Raw genomic sequence first — 17797 nt, 5'->3', positions numbered from 1 at the left:
TATCATTGAAAACGAAAATGAGCAGGCTTACTTTCACATAAGAAAATATTATGTGTAATGCCTCCCAGATGAAAACCTTATATATCCCTGTCTTATTATCACTAATGCTTAGCAGTTGTAGCAAAGACTCTAATCAAGAAACCAAACAACTCGGGGCGATACATTTTGAATTCAGGCATCAAGCTGGTGGAGACTCACTTAATTTTGATAACACGTTTTATACTAACGCAGCCGGCAATGAGTATAGGGTAAGCTACCTTAAGTATTTTATAAGCGGTGTTTGCCTATATCAAAATGGAGCCTTGATTCACAAATCCAAAGCCAGACCCACTTCTATAAATGGTAAGTACCTGAAGTACAACAACAAACTGGAACAAAATATACCTGTTGGGAAATATGATTCGATCAGTTTTTCGATGGGAATAGTGCCTGAATACAACTGGCACGATGCCTTTGAGCTAAACTACAATGACCTAGGCATGTACTGGCCCATCGATCTTGGTGGCGGGTATCATTTTATGAAATTTGAAGGACACTGGAAAGACGGGGACGACTTTGGAACCTTTGCATTTCACCTTGGAAACAATGACAACCTATTGACCGTAGGTTTTCCTTACACACAACAAATTAAAGACAATATCACCAACCACATAACTATAGTAATGGATGTAAACGAATGGTTTGACAACCCTTACCTATATGATCTTACCAAAGAAGATGGCTACACCATGGGCAATGGATCCCAGATGCAAATTCTGGTAAATAATGGTCGCAACGTGTTTAGTATTCTTCATTAACACTTCGAAAAATGAGAAAAATCAATAAATCGAAAAGAATACAAAACCCAGCCTTTGGCATAAGTGTGCTAATTATACTGGCGCTACTCACTTTAATTATAAGCTGCAAAAATGATAAGCCAGAACCCGAAGGCCTCACACCTTACTCTATAAGCATTCCCAAGGGTTTCCCCAAAATGGAAATACCAGATAATAATCAACCTTACGAAGAGCGGGTAGCTCTTGGCAGAAGGTTGTATTATGACCCAATACTCAGTAATAATGGGCTCTCTTGCTCATCATGCCATTGGCAAAAAAAAGGGTTTACCATACCTACCACTCAAGGAATGCCCGTATTACCACATGTAAACATGGCTTGGAAAGACATTTATATGTGGGATGGCCGCGAGCAAGGAAACCTAGAGGACGTGATGCTTTTTGAAGTAGAAGAATTCTTTGGCACCGATATTTCGAAACTCAATAAACACCCTGAATATCCCGAGCTCTTTGCCGAAGCTTATAACTCCAATACTATCACCTCACATGATGTAGCCAAAGCTTTGGCCCAATTTTTCAGGATCCTGATTTCAGCAGATAGCAAATATGACCGCGTGATGGCCGGCACCGAAAGTTTTTCGGATAAAGAACTCAAAGGTTATCGCATATTCAGCAGTGAAAAAAGCAGCTGCTATCACTGCCATATGCCACCACTGTTTACCGATAGCCAATTGCATAATAATGGTGTAGACAGCACTTTTGAAAACCCTGAAAATTGGGGCTACTTTTCTACCAGCCGCGACTCTGGCCAATTGAGCCACATGCGCACCCCCACTTTGCGTAACCTCAGTCTAAGAAACCGCTTTATGCACGATGGCCGCTATGCCTCCATTGAAGAGGTGGTGGACTTTTACAATAAAGGGGTAAACCACAGCCCTTCATTAGACCCCGTAATGGTAAAAAGTAACGGAGAGCTCAGGCTTGGGCTTACCCCAGAAGAAACAGAACAGTTGGTGGCTTTCCTAAAAACACTTACCGACTCAACATTTATTACTAATAAATCCCTATCAAACCCAAATTAGAAATGGAGCACTTTGCCCTGTCCAATTACCTAACCGTTACCAAAATATTTCGTTTTGAGATGGCTCACGTACTAACCAGCCATGATGGATTATGTAAAAATATTCATGGTCACTCCTACAAGCTTTATGTTACCCTTACCGGTGAAACCAAAAACAGTCCTGGCGCTAGTGATGATGGCATGTTGATGGATTTTAGTGAACTTAAAAAACTCGTGAACGAACAAATCATGAACACTTTTGACCATGCCCTGGTGATCAACCAAAATGCACCCTATGCCCAGGTATTGAATGATTTACCTTTTGAAAGAATAAAACTCGTTCCTTTTCAACCTACCTGCGAAAACCTCATTCTTCATTTTGCCAAACTATTAGTACCAAAGCTACCAGCAGATATTCGCCTGAATAGACTTAGGCTTTTTGAAACCGAAACTTCTTATGCAGAGTGGTATGCTTAAAAATAAAATACCCTGAGTTTGCTTAGCGCAAAGACAGGGTATTCACATACCTATGGCTAAGTATAAATTAAGATGTTATAGGTTTTCCTAGCCCCAAAAGATTAAGCTTCGCTGCTATATTTGACAAGTCACAACTAAAAGTTGGCATCTTTATATCCTTGCTCAAAGCTTGGTAATAGCTAATGCCGGTCTCCAGATTTGCTTTAAATGAAGCCAGATATTTTTCCTGCTTGGCATTCAACATTTCACCTACTTCTGCCCATTCTTTTTCCAAATAATCCACATACATTTTTAGTTCATTGATAAACATGTGAGGGCGTGAGTCGCTGCTCAGCAAAGATTCCCTTCCATATATGTTTCCCACCATTTCCTTGAGCGAATACTTCCTTGAGAAGAAAGCCAGATTAGGCCCAGGGCAAATGGCCGTAGCCGGTTTTACCTTTGGTTTTACTTCGTATTTTGTATAAGCTGATGCAGCCAAATCTTCGCATAAGCAAGCTTTAACCACAATATCTTCATAAGCTTTTTGGTGAGCTTCTTCATCCAGTTTTTTTGCCTCAAGCTCCTGTATTTTTAGATGCTGGTATTGGCGTGAGGCCGTACAAATGGGCTCTTTTGTAAACTCAGTGTTTGACACCAAATATTTTTTAAGGCATGGGCTGCCAGGCCTGTCTTTCTTCATCCTTTGCTGGAGCACCTTTTCACTATCGCTGTCCTTCAAATTATTGAAAGGGACGCCCAGAGGCGAAGTTTTACTTAAATAAAGGTCTTCGCTTTTTGCAGCTATCAACTTTTCTAATGTAGCTGCATCTACGGTAGTTGCTTCTGGCACCAGCAAAAATGGAGTACCCCAGCCTGTGCTTTGAACCTTGTAATGATTTATCAAAAACTCCTGTTCAGCAGCCGTGCCTATGCCACCCTGTACGGTAATATTTAATGTAGGGGCTATTTCCCCAAAGGATATTTCCTTTTTGCACCATACCGTTTTACACAAATCAAAAAGCTCTTGGCACAGGCTTTCCCTGTTTTCTTTAAATTCCTTCAAGATTGGCCCCATCAGTAAACCCTCGGTAGCAAAGGCATGGCCTCCACAATTTAAACCAGACTCAATCCTAAACTCAGAAATCCAAATTCCTTTTTTCGCTAAAAATTTCCCTTGAATTACTGCTGAACGGTAATCACTCACTTTGAGGATTATCTTCTTTTTAATCTCCCCTTTTTCATTGGGGTAAAAACAAGAAAACTCTTCCAAGTAACTGTAAAGCCTGGGGTTGAAGCCCGCTGAAAAAACCATAGCACTGTTCAATTCACTATTGGCAAATCCGCGCAAAGCTGCCAGAGCATCATTATATTCAGGAGGCAAAACTTGGCCATTGCTATCAAAATTGGCTTTGTTCACCTTGGTCATAATATTTACATCAGCCGAACCGGCTACAATGCTGCTACGTATCAAATGCTCCAAAACATCCCGTATGGCCATGTCAGATGTTCGGCAATAACCCAAATACCAATGTTTCATTTGGCAATCATCCGGTAACAAATCCAGATACTTAGTAAGTTCACTTTCTGTATCCAGTGATTGTTTTTTAAGATTGTCCAAGTTTTGGAGTACCAGTAAGTTTACCATATTTAGATATGCCGTTATTCGCTTGGCTCGGTAGTCTTCTTCTTTTTCAGAAATAGGCTTGTAGGCTAAATTATTTTCCCTGCAATAATGGGCTCGCATATCTTCTACCAAGGCATCACTACTGAGCGACATTACCGAAGAAATGCCATAGTGCGCCACCTTAAGGGGAGTATCTATGCTAAATGAAAGACCTAAAACGGGAATGTGAAAATTGTGCATCATACATATAAAATCAGGTTTGCAAGGTGTGCAAAGCCCAAGGTCTATTCTATGACTTTCGTCACTTTAGCCAGTACTTATAAAACTCGTGTTTTACTTATTTTCAGGGTTTGCCACCCAAATTAAAAACTGATAAATATTCCCTTGCCATAAATTATTTTTCCTCTAGATAACCTCCTTTATTAGTTCCCACATAGCAACAGTCGATTAGTTATTACTATTTGGCTTTTCGACTAAGTGAGTACCTTCGTCTAAAATTTGCGCATGGGAAATCAGGAGCTTGTAGAAACACTAAATGAAAGGATAAAGGAGCTTACATGTCTTTATGATATCTCCACTCTTGCCTCTGAACATTCAGACTCCATTGAAGATTTGCTTCAAGCAATTACCGAAAGGGTAGCTCAAGCATGGTTGCACAGTGATGCGGCTGTTGCCGAAATAAACCTTCCTAACCGTCAATACTTCTCTACTGAATTACCTCAACAAACGGTCTCTATTTCTACCCCTATTTTGATAGATCATGTACAGGTGGGAAAAGTTTCTGTTCATTACCCCGCCTCAAAATATTCGAGCGAGTCTTTTCTTCATGAGGAAACTCAGCTTTTAAAAAAAGTAGCTCACGAAATAGCAAATATTGTAGATCGTCATCAGCATATTGAGCATGAGGAAAAGCTAAAACGTTCGGTAGAAAGAAATGATCGCCTCTCCATACTTGGTGAAATCACCGCTGGCATTGCGCATGAATTGAACACTCCATTGGGCAATATTCTGGGGTTTTCACAGCTTATAGCTGAAGAAACAAAGGAACAGCAAGTGGCCCATGATGCTCAAAAAATAACCGACTCTGCCATCTATGCCCGAGAGGTTGTAAAGAAGCTTATGTTTTTTAGCTGCGAAATGCCACAGCAGATGGAATCCATTGCCATCAACCCCTTGGTAGAAGATGCTTTAAAGCTTTTAAAACCTTCTTTACAAAATGCACAGATAAACATTGAATTGGAAAAAGATCCTAAAAACACTTTCGGCCGCCTCGATCCTATTCAGATTACACAGGTGATTTTTAACCTTCTTATAAATGCTATTTACGCTTCTCCGCCCGAAAGCACTATTCGCGTAAAGCTACTCACTGCCAACAAAAACCTCAGCATCATTATTGCTGATGAAGGCAGCGGAATTCCTGAGAATGTAAGGGATAAAATATTTGAACCTTTTTTTACAACAAAGCCTATTGGCGAAGGCTCTGGACTTGGCTTAAGTGTGGTGCATGGCATTGTGCGGAGTCACAAAGGCAACATCCATTTTAGTACAGAAATAGGAAAGGGCACTACTTTTAATGTAACATTACCACTACACCCATGAGCATAGAGCACATACTTATAGTAGATGATTCACATGATATGCTTGAGGTGCTGAGGCGCCAGCTGGGCGACTTGGGGCACACCACATTTCAGGCCAGCAATGTGATGGATGCTGTAGATATCCTCAAGGGAAGTAAGCCGGACTTATTAATCACCGACCTTCAAATGCCAGGGGTTAATGGAATGCAGTTGGTAAAATATGCCTCCGAAAATTTTCCGCAATTGCCAGTGCTGGTTATTACTGGCTATCCTTCGGTAGAAAATGCCATTGACGCTGTAAAGTCTGGTGCGATTGATTATTTGGTAAAACCATTTACTAAGGCTGAACTGGAGTCTGCCGTAAACAAATCTTTGCTGAACACCCGTGGAGCAAAACAAGCCGAGGTGCTTACTTCGGGAGCGGATAAAAATAAGGCCGCCCTCTCTTACCACGGAATCATTGGTCAATCAGAAGCTCTAGAGAAAACAAAAGATGTGATTGAGCGCATCAAAGACAATAAAGTAACCACACTCATAAACGGTGAAAGCGGAACTGGAAAAGAGCTAGTGGCTCGTGCTATTCATTACAGCGGGCGTTTTGCCAAGTCTCCATTTGTAGCGGTAAACTGTGGTGGCATTCCCGAAAACCTATTAGAAAGCGAACTTTTTGGTTATACCAAAGGTGCATTTACAGGAGCTGATTCTACCAGAGCAGGTTTCTTTCAGGCCGCTGATGGTGGCACTATATTTTTAGATGAAATTGGAAACGCATCTCTCCAGGTACAGCAAAGACTTTTACGGGTCCTTCAGGAAAAAGAAGTGATGATGATTGGTTCTACCAAAGCTCAAAAAATTGACGTTCGTGTGGTAGCCGCCACCAACAGTGATTTGCTGGAAATGTCTAAAACGGGAACCTTTCGCGAAGACTTGTACTACCGTCTCAATGTGGTGAATTTGGAAATTCCACCTTTACGAAAGCGTAAAGATGATATCCCCATTTTGGCAAGTTACTTTGTGGGGAAGTTTATTAGAGAATTTAATAAACCAAAGCTCCACATTACAGCAAAGGCTATGGAAGTGTTACTTCGCTATCACTGGCCCGGAAACATCCGTGAACTAGAAAATACTATACAGCGATGCATTATAATGGCCGATGATGAAATAGGAATTGACCAACTGCCTGACCATCTAAAAATGGCAGCTCCTTCTTCTGATATTGAAGATAATCAATGGGCTACTTTGGCGGAAGTAGAGAAAAAGCATATTGAAAAAGTGCTCCTTTCGGTTGGTGGTAATAAAACCAAAGCTGCCGAAATATTGGGGATTGATAGGAAAACTTTGAGAGGGAAGCTGTGATAAAGCTATCCTAATTATTCACAACAGTCTCCACCATTTCCTCGAGCAGATTGTGCATCTTCTTTAAAATTTCTTCCTGACCTTCTAAATTGTATTTTTCACTATAAGTCTCAGGATCTGTATAGCCCATCATGGTTCTGCCATTCCTTTCAAAAACCATTATTTTTAAAGGAAGCTCTATCGCCACATGCGGATCGGCTTGCATAAGTATGGTGCCCACTTTTGGATCGCCAAATGAAAGTATACCTACGGAATGTAGTTCCATACCCACTTGCTGTGCTTGTTCCGCGTGATCCACCTCGCTAAAAATAGTCAAGCCCTTTTCGGTTATTATTTCCTTCAACATGGCCATGGTTTCTTCTGGAGAATGCGGACTTTGCTTTACTTCTAATTGTGCATTTGCCGAAAGGCTCACTATCATAAAAACTATGGTCGTAAAAATTACTCTTATCATCTTCGCGGGATTTTGTGGGTTGTTGTCAGTACTTAAAGTACTAAAGTACATCACTTCTTTTTACCCTTTAAAATAATTTCATTTTTTGGAGTCTTTGGCAGTAATATTGCACAGCGGAAATCCTTCAGATTTGATTTTCGCATTATTACAAAGTGATCAAAAGCTCGGTATTACATAGCAACACTTTCCTCAGATGGATTTCAGCCTATTTATTAATTGGTCTGGTCTTTCTCAGCAGCTTTTTAGCTCTTAGGTTTGGAAGCACTCATACTGTTGCAGATACTCCTGACCGTGGTGATGTTATGCAAATTTTCTTTGCAGATCAACCCGACTTTGTACTTCTGGAAAACACATCTTCCAGTGATACTTGGATCAGATCAATTGGCGGGCTAGAACCTATACTTGGCAGCCTGACATTATTTTCGAAAAATGAAAAAACAAGTCAACAGTATTTTTCTCAACTAAAGAAAAACTACCTGAGCAAAAGCCAACTTATACAACCTGGCTTATTACTCAGCGAAATCATCTACCCCTTCCATTCGCATTGGTAAATATTTGATTTAAGCTTTCACATTAGCTTATGTAAAATCAATCACACCCGCCATACTATCTGTTATGGCAGGCATCTCCAGTATTTATCAAAATAAAAAAACAATGGATTTTAATATAACAACAGCCCTGGTAGGGCTGGGTATTTTAGTAGTTTGCCTAATACCTATTTTGTGGCTACACTACACTTCAAATCAAGCAAATAAAAAATTACAAACACAGTTTAAAGAAGCGGCTACACAGGCCGGAGTCAACATTTCACAATCCGATACATGGAACAAAATATACAGTATAGGAATCGATGAAACTTCAAAAAAGCTGTTTTATACCAAGTTAAACGGTCATGGCTTGGAGACTACACAAATAGATTTGCGCAACATGAAAAGCTGTACAATAGCAAAGGAAATGGACGGCCCCAACCTGGAAAAAATCCACTTGGCCATTCAGCTTAAAAATGCACCACAACAAAAGTTAGAGTTTTATGATTCTGACATTTTACCCTCAGTTTCTGAAGAGTATATACTTGCTGAAAAGTGGGTACGAAGTATTGAAAAAGTGAAGTAAGTAAGCTAATAACTTACCGCCCAAACTCCTCTTTCCAAAGAAGAGTTTGGGCATTTTAATCTCCCTCCCCTCCTTAAAATAATAAACTCCCACAATAACGGAACCATTATTCGCCTGCATATCATTGAAATTTTACTTTCTCTGCGCAGCTATCTTATGTTTAAGTAACTATCCCGATGTTTGCAACCGTGAACATCACCATAGAAAATATAGTCCTGATTGGTTCCTTGCTGCTTTTGATAAGCATCTTGGTTGGAAAAACCAGCTTTAAGTTCGGTATCCCTACCCTACTTTTGTTTTTGACTATAGGGATGTTGGCCGGTTCAGAAGGTTTGGGAGGGATTTATTTTGACAATCCACAGATTGCCCAGTTTATAGGAATTGTATCATTAAACTTCATCCTTTTTTCGGGAGGTTTAGACACCAGTTGGTCTACCGTAAAGCCGGTTCTACGAGTAGGATTAGCTCTATCCACCTTTGGTGTTTTACTTACAGCTCTTGGTCTCGGGTACTTTGTTTTTTTAGTCACCGACTTCACCATTTATGAAAGTCTCCTTCTGGGAGCCATAGTATCCTCCACAGATGCGGCAGCAGTCTTTTCAATTTTAAGGGGTAAAAATCTTGCTCTAAAGAAAAACCTTAGACCTACCCTTGAGCTTGAAAGTGGTAGTAATGACCCAATGGCCTATGTGTTGACCATTGCCTTTTTGGGGATGGTAGTGGAGCCCGAAAAAAGTTTATGGTCGCTCCTTCCTCTGTTTTTTATGCAAATGGCCATCGGTGCTGGTGCTGGTTTCCTTTTCGGTAAAATAAGCAAATGGGTCATCAACAATATCCGCTTAGATTTTGAAGGGCTGTACCCCGTGTTGGTCATTGCTCTTATGTTTATCACCTACTCTACCACTGATGCCATCGGGGGAAATGGTTTTTTAGCTATTTATCTGTGCTCGGTTTATTTGGGTAATCAAAACCTCATTCATAAAAAAACAATACTTGGTATGTTTGACGGGCTTGCTTGGCTCATGCAAATTGTACTTTTCCTTACCCTCGGGCTATTGGTTTTCCCAAGTCAAATCATACCCTATATAGGCATCGGTCTTTTGATTTCGATTTTCCTAATTTTTGTGGCTCGCCCCCTGGCCGTTTTCGTTTCTCTGCTTCCTTTTAAAATGAAACTTCAGAGACGTTTTTATATCTCCTGGGTTGGACTGCGAGGTGCCGTACCTATTGTATTTGCCACATACCCGCTTTTGGCAGGAATTGACAAAGCCAATATTATATTCAACATTGTTTTCTTTATCTCGGTGAGCTCGGTGCTATTGCAAGGCACCACGCTAGGCAAAGTAGCTAGCTGGCTTGGTGTAGGGCTTCCGGAGGAAAAAAAACTTAGCCACCCCACCGATGTATTAAAAGCCAATCACCCTAAGGCTGCTATGAAAGAAATGCTAATTTCAGAGGCATGCCCTTCTGTGGGTAAAAAAATTGTGGATTTAAAGTTTCCAAAAAACTCCATTATTGCGCTCATTGAGAGAGATGGCAAATACATTATGCCCAACGACACTAGCGTAATTCATGCTGATGACAAATTGGTGATACTGGCCGATTCTGGCGAAAACTTGGAAGAAGTAAGTATGGCTCTTCAAAAATCATAAGGACAAATTTTATCCAACCAACTTTAATTTTCATTCGTTTCTTGCTTCATAGAAATTTCGATTATTTCCTGTTTCGTCCTTAAGAATAAGGTCCGATACATTTCTACCCGGCCGGGTAATTTCTCCCCGATACGCAAACACATTTGGCGAAAGCCTAAAAACCTAAACCACTAGCAACCTTTAACTTATAACTTTTTCAACCTTTAGCTTTCTTTAAGGGCACACCTATTGACTATGGAGTGGCAACAAAACATTGCCCCTATGGAATTGACATTAAGCCTATGTACCAATTGTGATTACAACACCCAATGCACTCTTCGCAATGGGCATGCGGTGCATACTTGCGATGAACACTTTGCAAGCACGGTAGAATCTCAAATCAAAACATTTCACGAACCGGAGCTTAAGCATTTTACGGGGCTATGCGGAAACTGTGAACTGAAAGATGATTGCCACTGGAGAAATGATGACATCATCACATTTCATTGCGAACACTATTTATAACCATTAAACGATCACATGATTACAAAAGAAAAGCCTAGAATGGGCATGTATGAAAACGTGAAACATCAGTACGAAAAAGCTGCTGATCTGATGAATCTCACCCCGGCTGTGCGCAAAATTTTAGCCATCACCAACAATGAAATCGTAGTTCACTTTCCAGTAAAAATGGATGATGGAAGCGTGGAAGTATTTACGGGCTACCGTGTACAACACAACAACGCCCTAGGACCGTACAAAGGCGGTTTACGCTACCACCCAACTGTAGATATTGATGCGGCTCGCGCGCTAGCTACCTGGATGACCTGGAAAACATCTTTGGCAGGTTTGCCTTATGGTGGTGGAAAAGGTGGAATCCAGTTAGATCCATCCAAATATTCTATCTCGGAATTGGAGCGCATCACGCGTAGATTTACCTATGCCCTTGGCGATAACATAGGGCCCGAGCATGACATTCCTGCACCAGATGTAAACACTACTCCACAAATGATGGCGTGGATTGCGGATACCTACATGAGTACCAAATCTACCAATGAGCGTACTAAAAATGCTCACGTTGTAACCGGAAAACCTGTAGGTGCCGGAGGGTTGGAAGGACGTGACCGTGCAACAGGATTTGGTGTAGTAGTAAGTATCAAAGAATGGGCAAAGCTAAAAAGTTATGACTTACGAGGTATGCGCTACATCGTTCAAGGTTTTGGAAATGTGGGCTTTTGGGCATCACATTTTATGAAGCAGCACGGAGCTATTTTAGTAGGTGTGCAAGATGCCAGCGGTACTATTTACAATGCTGATGGAATCGATCCGGACCAATTGATTGTGTATGCTCAAGGAAATAATCACCATATCAGCGGTTTCCCACAGGCCAGTGAATATCCTACATCCGACTTTTTTGCACTGGATTGTGACATTATTATTCCAGCCGCAATGGGTAACCAGATTACTGGTGAAAATGCTGAAACCATCAAAGCAATGATGATTGCCGAGGGAGCCAATGGCCCTGTAGATGTGGAAGCTGACAGCATACTTTTTGAAAGAAACATTGACGTGATTCCGGATATATACTGCAACTCAGGCGGTGTAATTGGAAGTTATTTTGAATGGCTTCAAAACAGAAATGGTGAGCTATGGCAAATGGATGAAGTGCTTACCAAGCTGGAGTCTAAGATGGGGCAAAGTTTTAAAAAGCTATTGAACACGGCCAACGAATTTCATACAGACTGGCGTACCTCGGCTTATATAGAAGCTATCCGAAGAATAGAACAAGCTTATATCCAAAGAGGAATTTTCCCATAAGGAAAAGAAACTTAAAACATAAAAATGAGGACAACTCAACCGCGCTCAAGCCAGAAAAACTCAGCGGTTTTTGAAAGAACTGGTTTGAGTGTGGAAGAGGTTTTATTGAAGGTTTCGACTTCGCTCAGCCACACGCCTATTACTATCTAGGTAGTTTGAAGAGCGGAGTCGCGAACCACCACTTTAATTACACTAAATGCAGTCACTAGGAATATTTAAGGAACCAGCCAACGAATCGCGCGTAAGTGTGATTCCTGATACGGTAAAGCGAATTACTCAAAACCTAAACATGGAAGTGTGGGTGGAAGAAGGCGCTGGGGTACGTGCTGGTTTTACAAACAAAGCCTATGAAGAAGCTGGAGCTAAAATAGTAAGCAACAGCAACATTTTTAAAAACTCTGAAGGCCTACTTTCTATCAATCACCTATATCGTGGTGAGGAGGTAGAAGATGGTAAAAGCTTTATCGGTATTTACAATTTGATGTATCACCGCCAGCGTATTTCTACCTACCAAAAAAGTAATCTTTCGGTATTTAGTTTGGATATGGTGCCTCGTACCACCAAAGCACAATCGATGGATGTACTTTCATCGATGGCCTCCCTTTCTGGATATAAAGCGGTGATAAAGTCCGCAGAACTATATGGTTCTGTATTGCCCATGTTTACCACTGCAGCAGGCACATTAAAGCCTGCCAAAGTTTTAGTACTTGGTGCTGGTGTTGCTGGTTTGCAAGCCATTGCTACCGCAAAAAGACTGGGCGCCATAGTAGAAGCTTTTGACGTACGAAGAGCTGCTGGCGAAGAAGTGCGTAGCCTTGGTGCAAAATTTATAGAAGTACCCGGTTATACCGAAAATACAAGTGCCGGAGGATATGCTGTAGAGCAGAGTCCTGAATATTTAAAGAAACAAAAAGAACTGATTCATGAGCATATTTCCAATGCTTCAATAGTAATCAGCACCGCCAATATTCCTGGTAGAAAAGCACCATTACTAATAGAGCAAGCATCCGTGGAATGTATGCAACCAGGTTCGGTAATAGTGGATTTGGCAAGTGAGCAAGGTGGAAACTGCGCTCTTACCCAAGATGAACGCATGATTGAACACAATGGTGTGAAAATTATAGGCAGTTCATACTTGGCGAAGGAAATGCCAATGGCTAGCTCGCAAATGCTATCGGCCAATTATTTCTCCTTTATAAAACACCTGAAACAGCAAAATGGAAATGCTGCCAATGACCCCATTCTTCAAGGGTGTAAGGTGATTGAAAATGGAGAATTGATTCATCCTGCTTTTATTAAAAACCTCACCTCAGCCTAAACTAAATGGAATTTATAAACCAAAATCTCGATACTTTTTACTTCATCGCCCTTTGTCTTTTTCTAGGGATTGAAGTAATCGCTAACGTACCCGCTATTTTGCATACGCCACTTATGAGTGGTGCCAATGCCATCAGTGGAGTTATTCTCATTGGTGCCATTATTATTATGTTAAAAGTAGAGCCTACGGATTATCTCAGTCTCACCTTAGGAGGGCTAGCTGTTCTGCTTGGAACCTTAAATATAGCAGGTGGATTTTTTGTAACCGGCCGAATGTTGGCCATGTTTTCAACCAAAAAGAAATAGACCATGGCAGCATTTATTGACGCAGGCTATTTTGTAGCCACCCTCACCTTTGTAGGTGGGTTAAAATTTTTGAGCTCTCCGGCTAAAGCCAAATCGGGGAATATACTAGCGGCTATAGGAATGACTTTGGCTGTAGGGCTCACGTTTTATTCAGCTCTTACCAATGCACTTCCAGCCATCAATATGATGATTATTTTGGGTGCGATTGGCATCGGAACGGTAGTCGGAAAATTAATGTCTTCTCGGGTAGAAATGACAGGAATGCCACAACTGGTTTCACTCTTCAATGCCATGGGTGGCGGTTGCGCCATGCTTTTGGGAATAATTGAGGGACAGCAAGTAGGTGTTTCTTCGCTTCCGCTAAATGTGCAACTGCTTCTTGCCGGTGGATTGGTAATTGGAGCAGCTTCTCTTACAGGAAGTATGGTCGCTTACTTTAAGCTTGCCGGAAAACTGAAAGACAATCGCAACCGAGCCTTGATTTACATGGCACGCACCTCACTAGTGCTTATACTGGGGCTATTGATCGCCTTCAGTTTTGGATTGCTTCCTATGAGTTTTGTGAATCTTATTTACATTCTAGCTTTCCTTTCATTGCTATACGGAGTGCTGTTTGTGTGGCCTATTGGCGGTGCAGATATGCCTGTGGTAATTTCCTTGCTCAACTCACTTACCGGGGTGGCAACTGCCTTGGCAGGATTGGTGTATGCCAATAAAATAATGATAGCGGGAGGAATATTTGTAGGTGCCGCAGGATTACTTCTTACCCTGCTTATGTGCAAAGCCATGAACCGTTCTTTACTAAAAGTATTGGCGGGCACCTTTGCCAAGGGAAAGGGTGCGGCCGGTGTAGCTGAAGAAATTCACATAAAAGAAACGTCCAGTGCGGAAACTGCCATGCAGCTCGCTTTTGCGCAAAAAGTTGCCATTATTCCCGGCTATGGTTTAGCCGTGGCGCAGGCTCAGCACGCTTGTGGACAATTGCAAAAAATATTGGAGGAACGCGGTGTAGAACTGCATTACATCATCCACCCGGTAGCTGGTCGTATGCCCGGCCACATGAACGTCCTTTTGGCAGAAGCCAACATCAACTATGATTTCTTGAAAGAAATGGACGAGGTAAACGATGAGATGGATCAGTATGATTTGGTGGTAATAGTTGGAGCCAACGATGTGGTAAATCCTTCTGCAGAGAATGATGAAAACAGTCCCGTATACGGAATGCCTATTATCCGAGCTTACCAAAGTAAGCAAGTGGTAGTAATAAAACGTGGAATGAGTACCGGCTATGCAGGAGTGGAAAACACACTTTTTGGAGCCGATAATTGCAACCTTCTGTTTGGTGACGCCAAGGCTACCCTACAAGATTTAGTTGGGCAATTAAAACTTATATAATATGAAATACAAAACATTAATTCTTGCTAAAAGCGAGTACGATATCATTAAAGATCTACTGAGCAAAGTAGGATCAAAAGATGCAGTACACATTGCTTGCTACAACAAACTGCGTGGTGAACTGGTAAATGCAAAAGTGCTGGAGGACGCTGAAATTCCAAAAGATGTGGTTCGACTAAACAGCATGGTAGATATAGAAACACCTTCCGGTTACTTTGGAGGTTACAAAGTAGTATTACCTAAAGATGGTAATGTGCAACAAAAAAAACTATCCATACTTACACCAATGGGGTCTGCCCTTATCGGCTACGCTGAAGGTGACAGGGTAATGTGGAGTTTCCCAGGTGGTGATAAGGAGATTATGATCAAAAATGTATTTCAAAATATAACTAGTGCAGAGGAAGCCAACCAAGGCTAAATATAAGTTTGCAACCTTTTGCCGAAGGCATAGCTCCCGGCCAATCTGCATTAGTTTTTCTTTGTTTCACTAGTTTAATGAGTGGAGGCTGCCTTTGAGTGAGATTGGGGCAGCCTTCTTTTTTTTTTACATAACTCCTGAGTTACCTCTGTTACATTCGCATAAAATCGAACTCTTATCTTTGCTCAATCATAAAAGTAAACAAAACCTATTATGAGCTTATTTGAAAACAATCCTCACTCTACCCTAAAACAAATGCTGGATCATGATGCCATAGTTATTGATGTACGCACCCCAGCCGAATTTATGGGTGGTCATGTGGTAGATTCTGTAAACATCCCTTTGAATACACTTCGTGATAGGTTAGATGAAATCAAGGCCATAAGCAGTCCTATAGTTTTATGCTGTGCTTCAGGCGGGCGTAGTGGGCAAGCAACGTCTTTTTTAAAGCAAGAAGGTGTACTTTGTGAAAATGGTGGCGGATGGATGCAAGTAAATGCGTTAGTAAATGCGTTAGTAAATTCATAAAACTTGGAGGACTTACTTCTTAAAATAAAGCAGCCTTGGGGCCTAATGCGCTTATTGCGATTAGGGCTGGCAATCATAATAATCATGGAAGCCTGGCACTCACAAACTTGGTGGCTGATAATTCCAGCGATGTATTTTGCTTATCAGTCCCTAGCAAATGCTGGATGCTCTACATGCCCCACTCCACCAGCTCAGGTAAATAAAGAATCCTCGATACAGGATATTGAATACGAAGAAGTAAAATAGTTATGGATAGCTTCTTTCAAAAACATAAACTCACAATTTTAGGCGCTGTATTTGGTGCCATTGGCGGCTATATCTACTGGTATTTTTGGGGATGTCTGGATGGCTGCACTATAAAATCTGTTTGGTGGCGGATGAGCCTGTGGGGAGCCTTAATGGGGGGTCTACTAGCTTCTATGCTCAGCGAATATATTTCGAAGTCTCGGGAAAAGAATTCCTAAATAAATTTAGCCCATGATACTCGGGCTTCTCTCAAACCTTTTTTAGCAATACCTATGAACTGGATTTTACTAATTATCGCAGGACTTTTTGAAGTTGCCTTTGCAAGTTGCTTGGGAAAAGCCAAGGGAACCACAGGAACAGAGTTTTGGATGTGGATGGCTGGGTTTCTGGTAGCTCTCACCATCAGCATGGGATTACTTTACAAAGTGGTGCAAACACTACCTATTGGAACTGCTTATGCCGTATGGACTGGCGTTGGTGCTGTAGGAACCGTTATTGTAGGAATTTTGTTTTTTAATGAGCCTGCCGACTTTTGGCGATTGTTCTTTATCTCCACCTTGGTCTTGTCTATCGTTGGCCTAAAGATGGTTTCGGCTCACTAATCAGCAATTACTTCAAATAAACCGTAGAAGATAGCCAACCACACCAAGCCTTTGGCCAGGAAGAAAGTAAAGAGTAAAGCGCCTACTTTCCAGCCTTCCCTTTTTATGAGGCCTTTCCAGCCTTCTTCCTTTAGTATGGTTCTATATTTTTTGAGCATTTATTTTCAATAAAAAAAACAGGCCTATAAGCCGGATTCTGTCAACTCACAAAAGTGAGAAGCCTTATCATTTATCTATTCTGCCTACCCTCCAGGATCGAGCGGGTAGCCCTTTCATCCCATCCCGATAGCTATCGGGATTCGGGACAGCCCTGGTATACATGACATTTCAACCCACGAGGTTTACCTAGCTACTGATGTCACCACCAGCACGGTGGGCTCTTACTCCACCTTTTCACCCTTACCCCGATCCCGATAGCTATCGGGACGTGGCGGTATATCTCTGCGGCACTCTCTGTCCTACAGCTTTAAAACTGCAGCCCTTCCTTTTGAGAAGCATGGCACCCTATGTTGTCCGGACTTTCCTCTCCGATCCCGATAGCTATCGGGCCGAAGCGATAAGGCGGCCTGTTTCAGGTGCAAAAGTACTTTAATAAAATTCGATTTCAGTAGCGCCCCTGCCATATTCTGCATAGCTGGCATCATAAAACCTTAGATTATCCATACGCTCAAGCATGGTATGAATTTCTTCTTTTAGCCTTCCTTCCCCTACTCCATGTATCAACACTACTCTTTTATTTCCTCCTTTTTTGGACCTATCCAAAAAATTACGCGCCTCTCTAAGTTGTATTTCTAACATCTGATGATTGGAGAAGTTCTTTGGAAATTCTACTAATTTATTAAAGTGAAGGTCTTTTTCGAGCAAACTGGACGCTCCATTGTCTTTTCGAGGGGCAGCGCCAGCTGAAGTATCTTTAAACTGAACACCGTCTATTTTCAGCTTGTTTTTGGCCACAAGCTCTCGTTCTTCGTACCAGTCATCAAAGCCATGCTCATCTTCCACAAGGTATCGCCTCTGTTCGCATTTTGTAATTACCCCTTCCCCTATTTGATTAAGGAACGACACTGTATCTCCAAGTTTAAATTTCATGTGGCAAAAATAAAAGTCTCAAATTACTTTA

22 protein-coding genes and 1 other RNA gene are annotated in these 17797 nt (G+C 41.5%); 18 read left to right on the top strand and 5 right to left on the bottom strand.

Going from position 1 to position 17797, the window contains the following annotated elements; translation table 11 throughout:
- Window positions 1-68: 68 nt before the first annotated feature.
- The 3 genes from OWEHO_RS17025 to OWEHO_RS17015 are packed head-to-tail and all read left to right on the top strand — an operon-like array spanning window position 69 to window position 2310.
- Complete coding sequence (locus OWEHO_RS17025) at window positions 69-797, top strand: MbnP family protein (RefSeq protein WP_143764655.1); 729 nt, start codon at window positions 69-71, stop codon at window positions 795-797.
- Between the two features lie 11 nt (window positions 798-808).
- Window positions 809-1855, top strand: coding sequence for a cytochrome-c peroxidase (locus OWEHO_RS17020; RefSeq protein WP_014203743.1), 1047 nt, complete (start codon window positions 809-811; stop codon window positions 1853-1855).
- 2 nt (window positions 1856-1857) lie between these two features.
- On the top strand, window positions 1858-2310 hold the full coding sequence (locus tag OWEHO_RS17015) for a 6-pyruvoyl trahydropterin synthase family protein (RefSeq protein WP_014203742.1): 453 nt from the start codon (window positions 1858-1860) through the stop codon (window positions 2308-2310).
- A gap of 67 nt (window positions 2311-2377) precedes the next feature.
- Here OWEHO_RS17015 and OWEHO_RS17010 read toward each other — a convergent pair whose 3' ends face one another.
- Window positions 2378-4159 carry a hypothetical protein gene (locus OWEHO_RS17010; protein WP_014203741.1) on the bottom strand — a complete coding sequence of 594 codons (1782 nt, stop codon included), beginning with the start codon at window positions 4157-4159 and terminating at the stop codon, window positions 2378-2380.
- Window positions 4160-4420: 261 nt separating this feature from the next.
- Here OWEHO_RS17010 and OWEHO_RS17005 point away from each other — a divergent pair, with 261 nt between their 5' ends.
- On the top strand, window positions 4421-5515 hold the full coding sequence (locus OWEHO_RS17005; protein WP_014203740.1) for a sensor histidine kinase: 1095 nt from the start codon (window positions 4421-4423) through the stop codon (window positions 5513-5515).
- Entirely contained in the window at window positions 5512-6849 is a 1338-nt protein-coding gene (locus tag OWEHO_RS17000) for a sigma-54-dependent transcriptional regulator (protein WP_014203739.1), read from the top strand. The genes OWEHO_RS17005 and OWEHO_RS17000 overlap by 4 nt, the downstream gene beginning before the upstream one ends.
- Before the next feature lie 10 nt (window positions 6850-6859).
- On the opposite strand, the gene OWEHO_RS16995 is transcribed toward OWEHO_RS17000, so the two are convergent.
- Window positions 6860-7303: a DUF302 domain-containing protein gene (locus tag OWEHO_RS16995; protein WP_169312809.1), complete on the bottom strand. Its 444-nt coding sequence runs from the start codon at window positions 7301-7303 to the stop codon at window positions 6860-6862.
- 152 nt (window positions 7304-7455) lie between these two features.
- Between OWEHO_RS16995 and OWEHO_RS16990 the strand changes: the two genes are divergently transcribed.
- The 13 genes from OWEHO_RS16990 (at window position 7456) to OWEHO_RS16935 (ending at window position 16677) form a co-directional block, all read left to right on the top strand.
- A complete protein-coding gene (locus tag OWEHO_RS16990; protein ID WP_041627704.1) occupies window positions 7456-7854 on the top strand; it encodes a hypothetical protein in 399 nt (132 codons plus the stop codon).
- Window positions 7855-7957: 103 nt separating this feature from the next.
- Window positions 7958-8416, top strand: a complete 459-nt coding sequence (locus OWEHO_RS16985; RefSeq protein WP_014203737.1) for a hypothetical protein — start codon at window positions 7958-7960, stop codon at window positions 8414-8416.
- A gap of 188 nt (window positions 8417-8604) precedes the next feature.
- Window positions 8605-10068, top strand: a complete 1464-nt coding sequence (locus OWEHO_RS16980) for a potassium/proton antiporter (RefSeq protein ID WP_041628345.1) — start codon at window positions 8605-8607, stop codon at window positions 10066-10068.
- A 261-nt stretch (window positions 10069-10329) separates the two neighbouring features.
- A complete protein-coding gene (locus OWEHO_RS16975) occupies window positions 10330-10572 on the top strand; it encodes a hypothetical protein (protein WP_014203735.1) in 243 nt (80 codons plus the stop codon).
- A 15-nt stretch (window positions 10573-10587) separates the two neighbouring features.
- Window positions 10588-11865: a Glu/Leu/Phe/Val family dehydrogenase gene (locus OWEHO_RS16970; RefSeq protein WP_014203734.1), complete on the top strand. Its 1278-nt coding sequence runs from the start codon at window positions 10588-10590 to the stop codon at window positions 11863-11865.
- 196 nt (window positions 11866-12061) lie between these two features.
- Window positions 12062-13183, top strand: coding sequence for an NAD(P) transhydrogenase subunit alpha (locus OWEHO_RS16965; RefSeq protein WP_014203733.1), 1122 nt, complete (start codon window positions 12062-12064; stop codon window positions 13181-13183).
- 5 nt (window positions 13184-13188) lie between these two features.
- Window positions 13189-13488 (top strand): NAD(P) transhydrogenase subunit alpha, encoded by a 300-nt coding sequence (locus OWEHO_RS16960; RefSeq protein ID WP_014203732.1) that lies wholly within the window; start codon window positions 13189-13191, stop codon window positions 13486-13488.
- A 3-nt stretch (window positions 13489-13491) separates the two neighbouring features.
- Window positions 13492-14883: an NAD(P)(+) transhydrogenase (Re/Si-specific) subunit beta gene (locus OWEHO_RS16955; RefSeq protein ID WP_014203731.1), complete on the top strand. Its 1392-nt coding sequence runs from the start codon at window positions 13492-13494 to the stop codon at window positions 14881-14883.
- A gap of 1 nt (window position 14884) precedes the next feature.
- Window positions 14885-15301 carry a GreA/GreB family elongation factor gene (locus OWEHO_RS16950; protein ID WP_014203730.1) on the top strand — a complete coding sequence of 139 codons (417 nt, stop codon included), beginning with the start codon at window positions 14885-14887 and terminating at the stop codon, window positions 15299-15301.
- Between the two features lie 213 nt (window positions 15302-15514).
- Complete coding sequence (locus tag OWEHO_RS16945; protein ID WP_014203729.1) at window positions 15515-15829, top strand: rhodanese-like domain-containing protein; 315 nt, start codon at window positions 15515-15517, stop codon at window positions 15827-15829.
- A 3-nt stretch (window positions 15830-15832) separates the two neighbouring features.
- Entirely contained in the window at window positions 15833-16075 is a 243-nt protein-coding gene (locus OWEHO_RS18425; RefSeq protein ID WP_014203728.1) for a hypothetical protein, read from the top strand.
- A 2-nt stretch (window positions 16076-16077) separates the two neighbouring features.
- Complete coding sequence (locus tag OWEHO_RS18690) at window positions 16078-16293, top strand: DUF6132 family protein (RefSeq protein ID WP_014203727.1); 216 nt, start codon at window positions 16078-16080, stop codon at window positions 16291-16293.
- 54 nt (window positions 16294-16347) lie between these two features.
- A complete protein-coding gene (locus OWEHO_RS16935) occupies window positions 16348-16677 on the top strand; it encodes a DMT family transporter (protein WP_014203726.1) in 330 nt (109 codons plus the stop codon).
- Here OWEHO_RS16935 and OWEHO_RS18530 read toward each other — a convergent pair.
- The 3 genes from OWEHO_RS18530 to OWEHO_RS18110 all read right to left on the bottom strand — a co-directional run bounded on the left by OWEHO_RS18530 (window position 16674) and on the right by OWEHO_RS18110 (window position 17766).
- Entirely contained in the window at window positions 16674-16835 is a 162-nt protein-coding gene (locus tag OWEHO_RS18530) for a hypothetical protein (protein ID WP_169312741.1), read from the bottom strand. The genes OWEHO_RS16935 and OWEHO_RS18530 overlap by 4 nt on opposite strands.
- Window positions 16836-16846: 11 nt before the next feature.
- Window positions 16847-17250: RNase P RNA component class A (gene rnpB, locus OWEHO_RS18125), an RNA gene on the bottom strand.
- 15 nt (window positions 17251-17265) lie between these two features.
- Complete coding sequence (locus OWEHO_RS18110) at window positions 17266-17766, bottom strand: Smr/MutS family protein (protein ID WP_014203725.1); 501 nt, start codon at window positions 17764-17766, stop codon at window positions 17266-17268.
- Window positions 17767-17797 lie beyond the last annotated feature (31 nt).

Source organism: Owenweeksia hongkongensis DSM 17368 (genome assembly GCF_000236705.1).
In the GTDB taxonomy this organism is placed as follows: Bacteria; Bacteroidota; Bacteroidia; order Flavobacteriales; family Schleiferiaceae; genus Owenweeksia; species Owenweeksia hongkongensis.
This window is presented reverse-complemented; position numbering and strand designations above follow the sequence as displayed.

Excerpts from the sequence above, each read along its gene's own strand:
- OWEHO_RS17020 (WP_014203743.1), top strand. The coding sequence starts at position 809 with ATGAGAAAAATCAATAAATCGAAAAGAATACAAAACCCAGCCTTTGGC.
- OWEHO_RS16975 (WP_014203735.1), top strand. The coding sequence starts at position 10,330 with ATGGAATTGACATTAAGCCTATGTACCAATTGTGATTACAACACCCAA.
- OWEHO_RS16995 (WP_169312809.1), bottom strand. The coding sequence starts at position 7,303 with ATGATAAGAGTAATTTTTACGACCATAGTTTTTATGATAGTGAGCCTT.
- OWEHO_RS16960 (WP_014203732.1), top strand. The coding sequence starts at position 13,189 with ATGGAATTTATAAACCAAAATCTCGATACTTTTTACTTCATCGCCCTT.
- OWEHO_RS16985 (WP_014203737.1), top strand. The coding sequence starts at position 7,958 with ATGGATTTTAATATAACAACAGCCCTGGTAGGGCTGGGTATTTTAGTA.
- OWEHO_RS17010 (WP_014203741.1), bottom strand. The coding sequence starts at position 4,159 with ATGATGCACAATTTTCACATTCCCGTTTTAGGTCTTTCATTTAGCATA.
- OWEHO_RS17025 (WP_143764655.1), top strand. The coding sequence starts at position 69 with ATGAAAACCTTATATATCCCTGTCTTATTATCACTAATGCTTAGCAGT.
- OWEHO_RS18690 (WP_014203727.1), top strand. The coding sequence starts at position 16,078 with ATGGATAGCTTCTTTCAAAAACATAAACTCACAATTTTAGGCGCTGTA.
- OWEHO_RS17000 (WP_014203739.1), top strand. The coding sequence starts at position 5,512 with ATGAGCATAGAGCACATACTTATAGTAGATGATTCACATGATATGCTT.
- OWEHO_RS17005 (WP_014203740.1), top strand. The coding sequence starts at position 4,421 with ATGGGAAATCAGGAGCTTGTAGAAACACTAAATGAAAGGATAAAGGAG.
- OWEHO_RS16965 (WP_014203733.1), top strand. The coding sequence starts at position 12,062 with ATGCAGTCACTAGGAATATTTAAGGAACCAGCCAACGAATCGCGCGTA.
- OWEHO_RS16970 (WP_014203734.1), top strand. The coding sequence starts at position 10,588 with ATGATTACAAAAGAAAAGCCTAGAATGGGCATGTATGAAAACGTGAAA.
- OWEHO_RS18530 (WP_169312741.1), bottom strand. The coding sequence starts at position 16,835 with ATGCTCAAAAAATATAGAACCATACTAAAGGAAGAAGGCTGGAAAGGC.
- OWEHO_RS16950 (WP_014203730.1), top strand. The coding sequence starts at position 14,885 with ATGAAATACAAAACATTAATTCTTGCTAAAAGCGAGTACGATATCATT.
- OWEHO_RS17015 (WP_014203742.1), top strand. The coding sequence starts at position 1,858 with ATGGAGCACTTTGCCCTGTCCAATTACCTAACCGTTACCAAAATATTT.
- OWEHO_RS16935 (WP_014203726.1), top strand. The coding sequence starts at position 16,348 with ATGAACTGGATTTTACTAATTATCGCAGGACTTTTTGAAGTTGCCTTT.
- OWEHO_RS16945 (WP_014203729.1), top strand. The coding sequence starts at position 15,515 with ATGAGCTTATTTGAAAACAATCCTCACTCTACCCTAAAACAAATGCTG.
- OWEHO_RS18110 (WP_014203725.1), bottom strand. The coding sequence starts at position 17,766 with ATGAAATTTAAACTTGGAGATACAGTGTCGTTCCTTAATCAAATAGGG.
- OWEHO_RS16955 (WP_014203731.1), top strand. The coding sequence starts at position 13,492 with ATGGCAGCATTTATTGACGCAGGCTATTTTGTAGCCACCCTCACCTTT.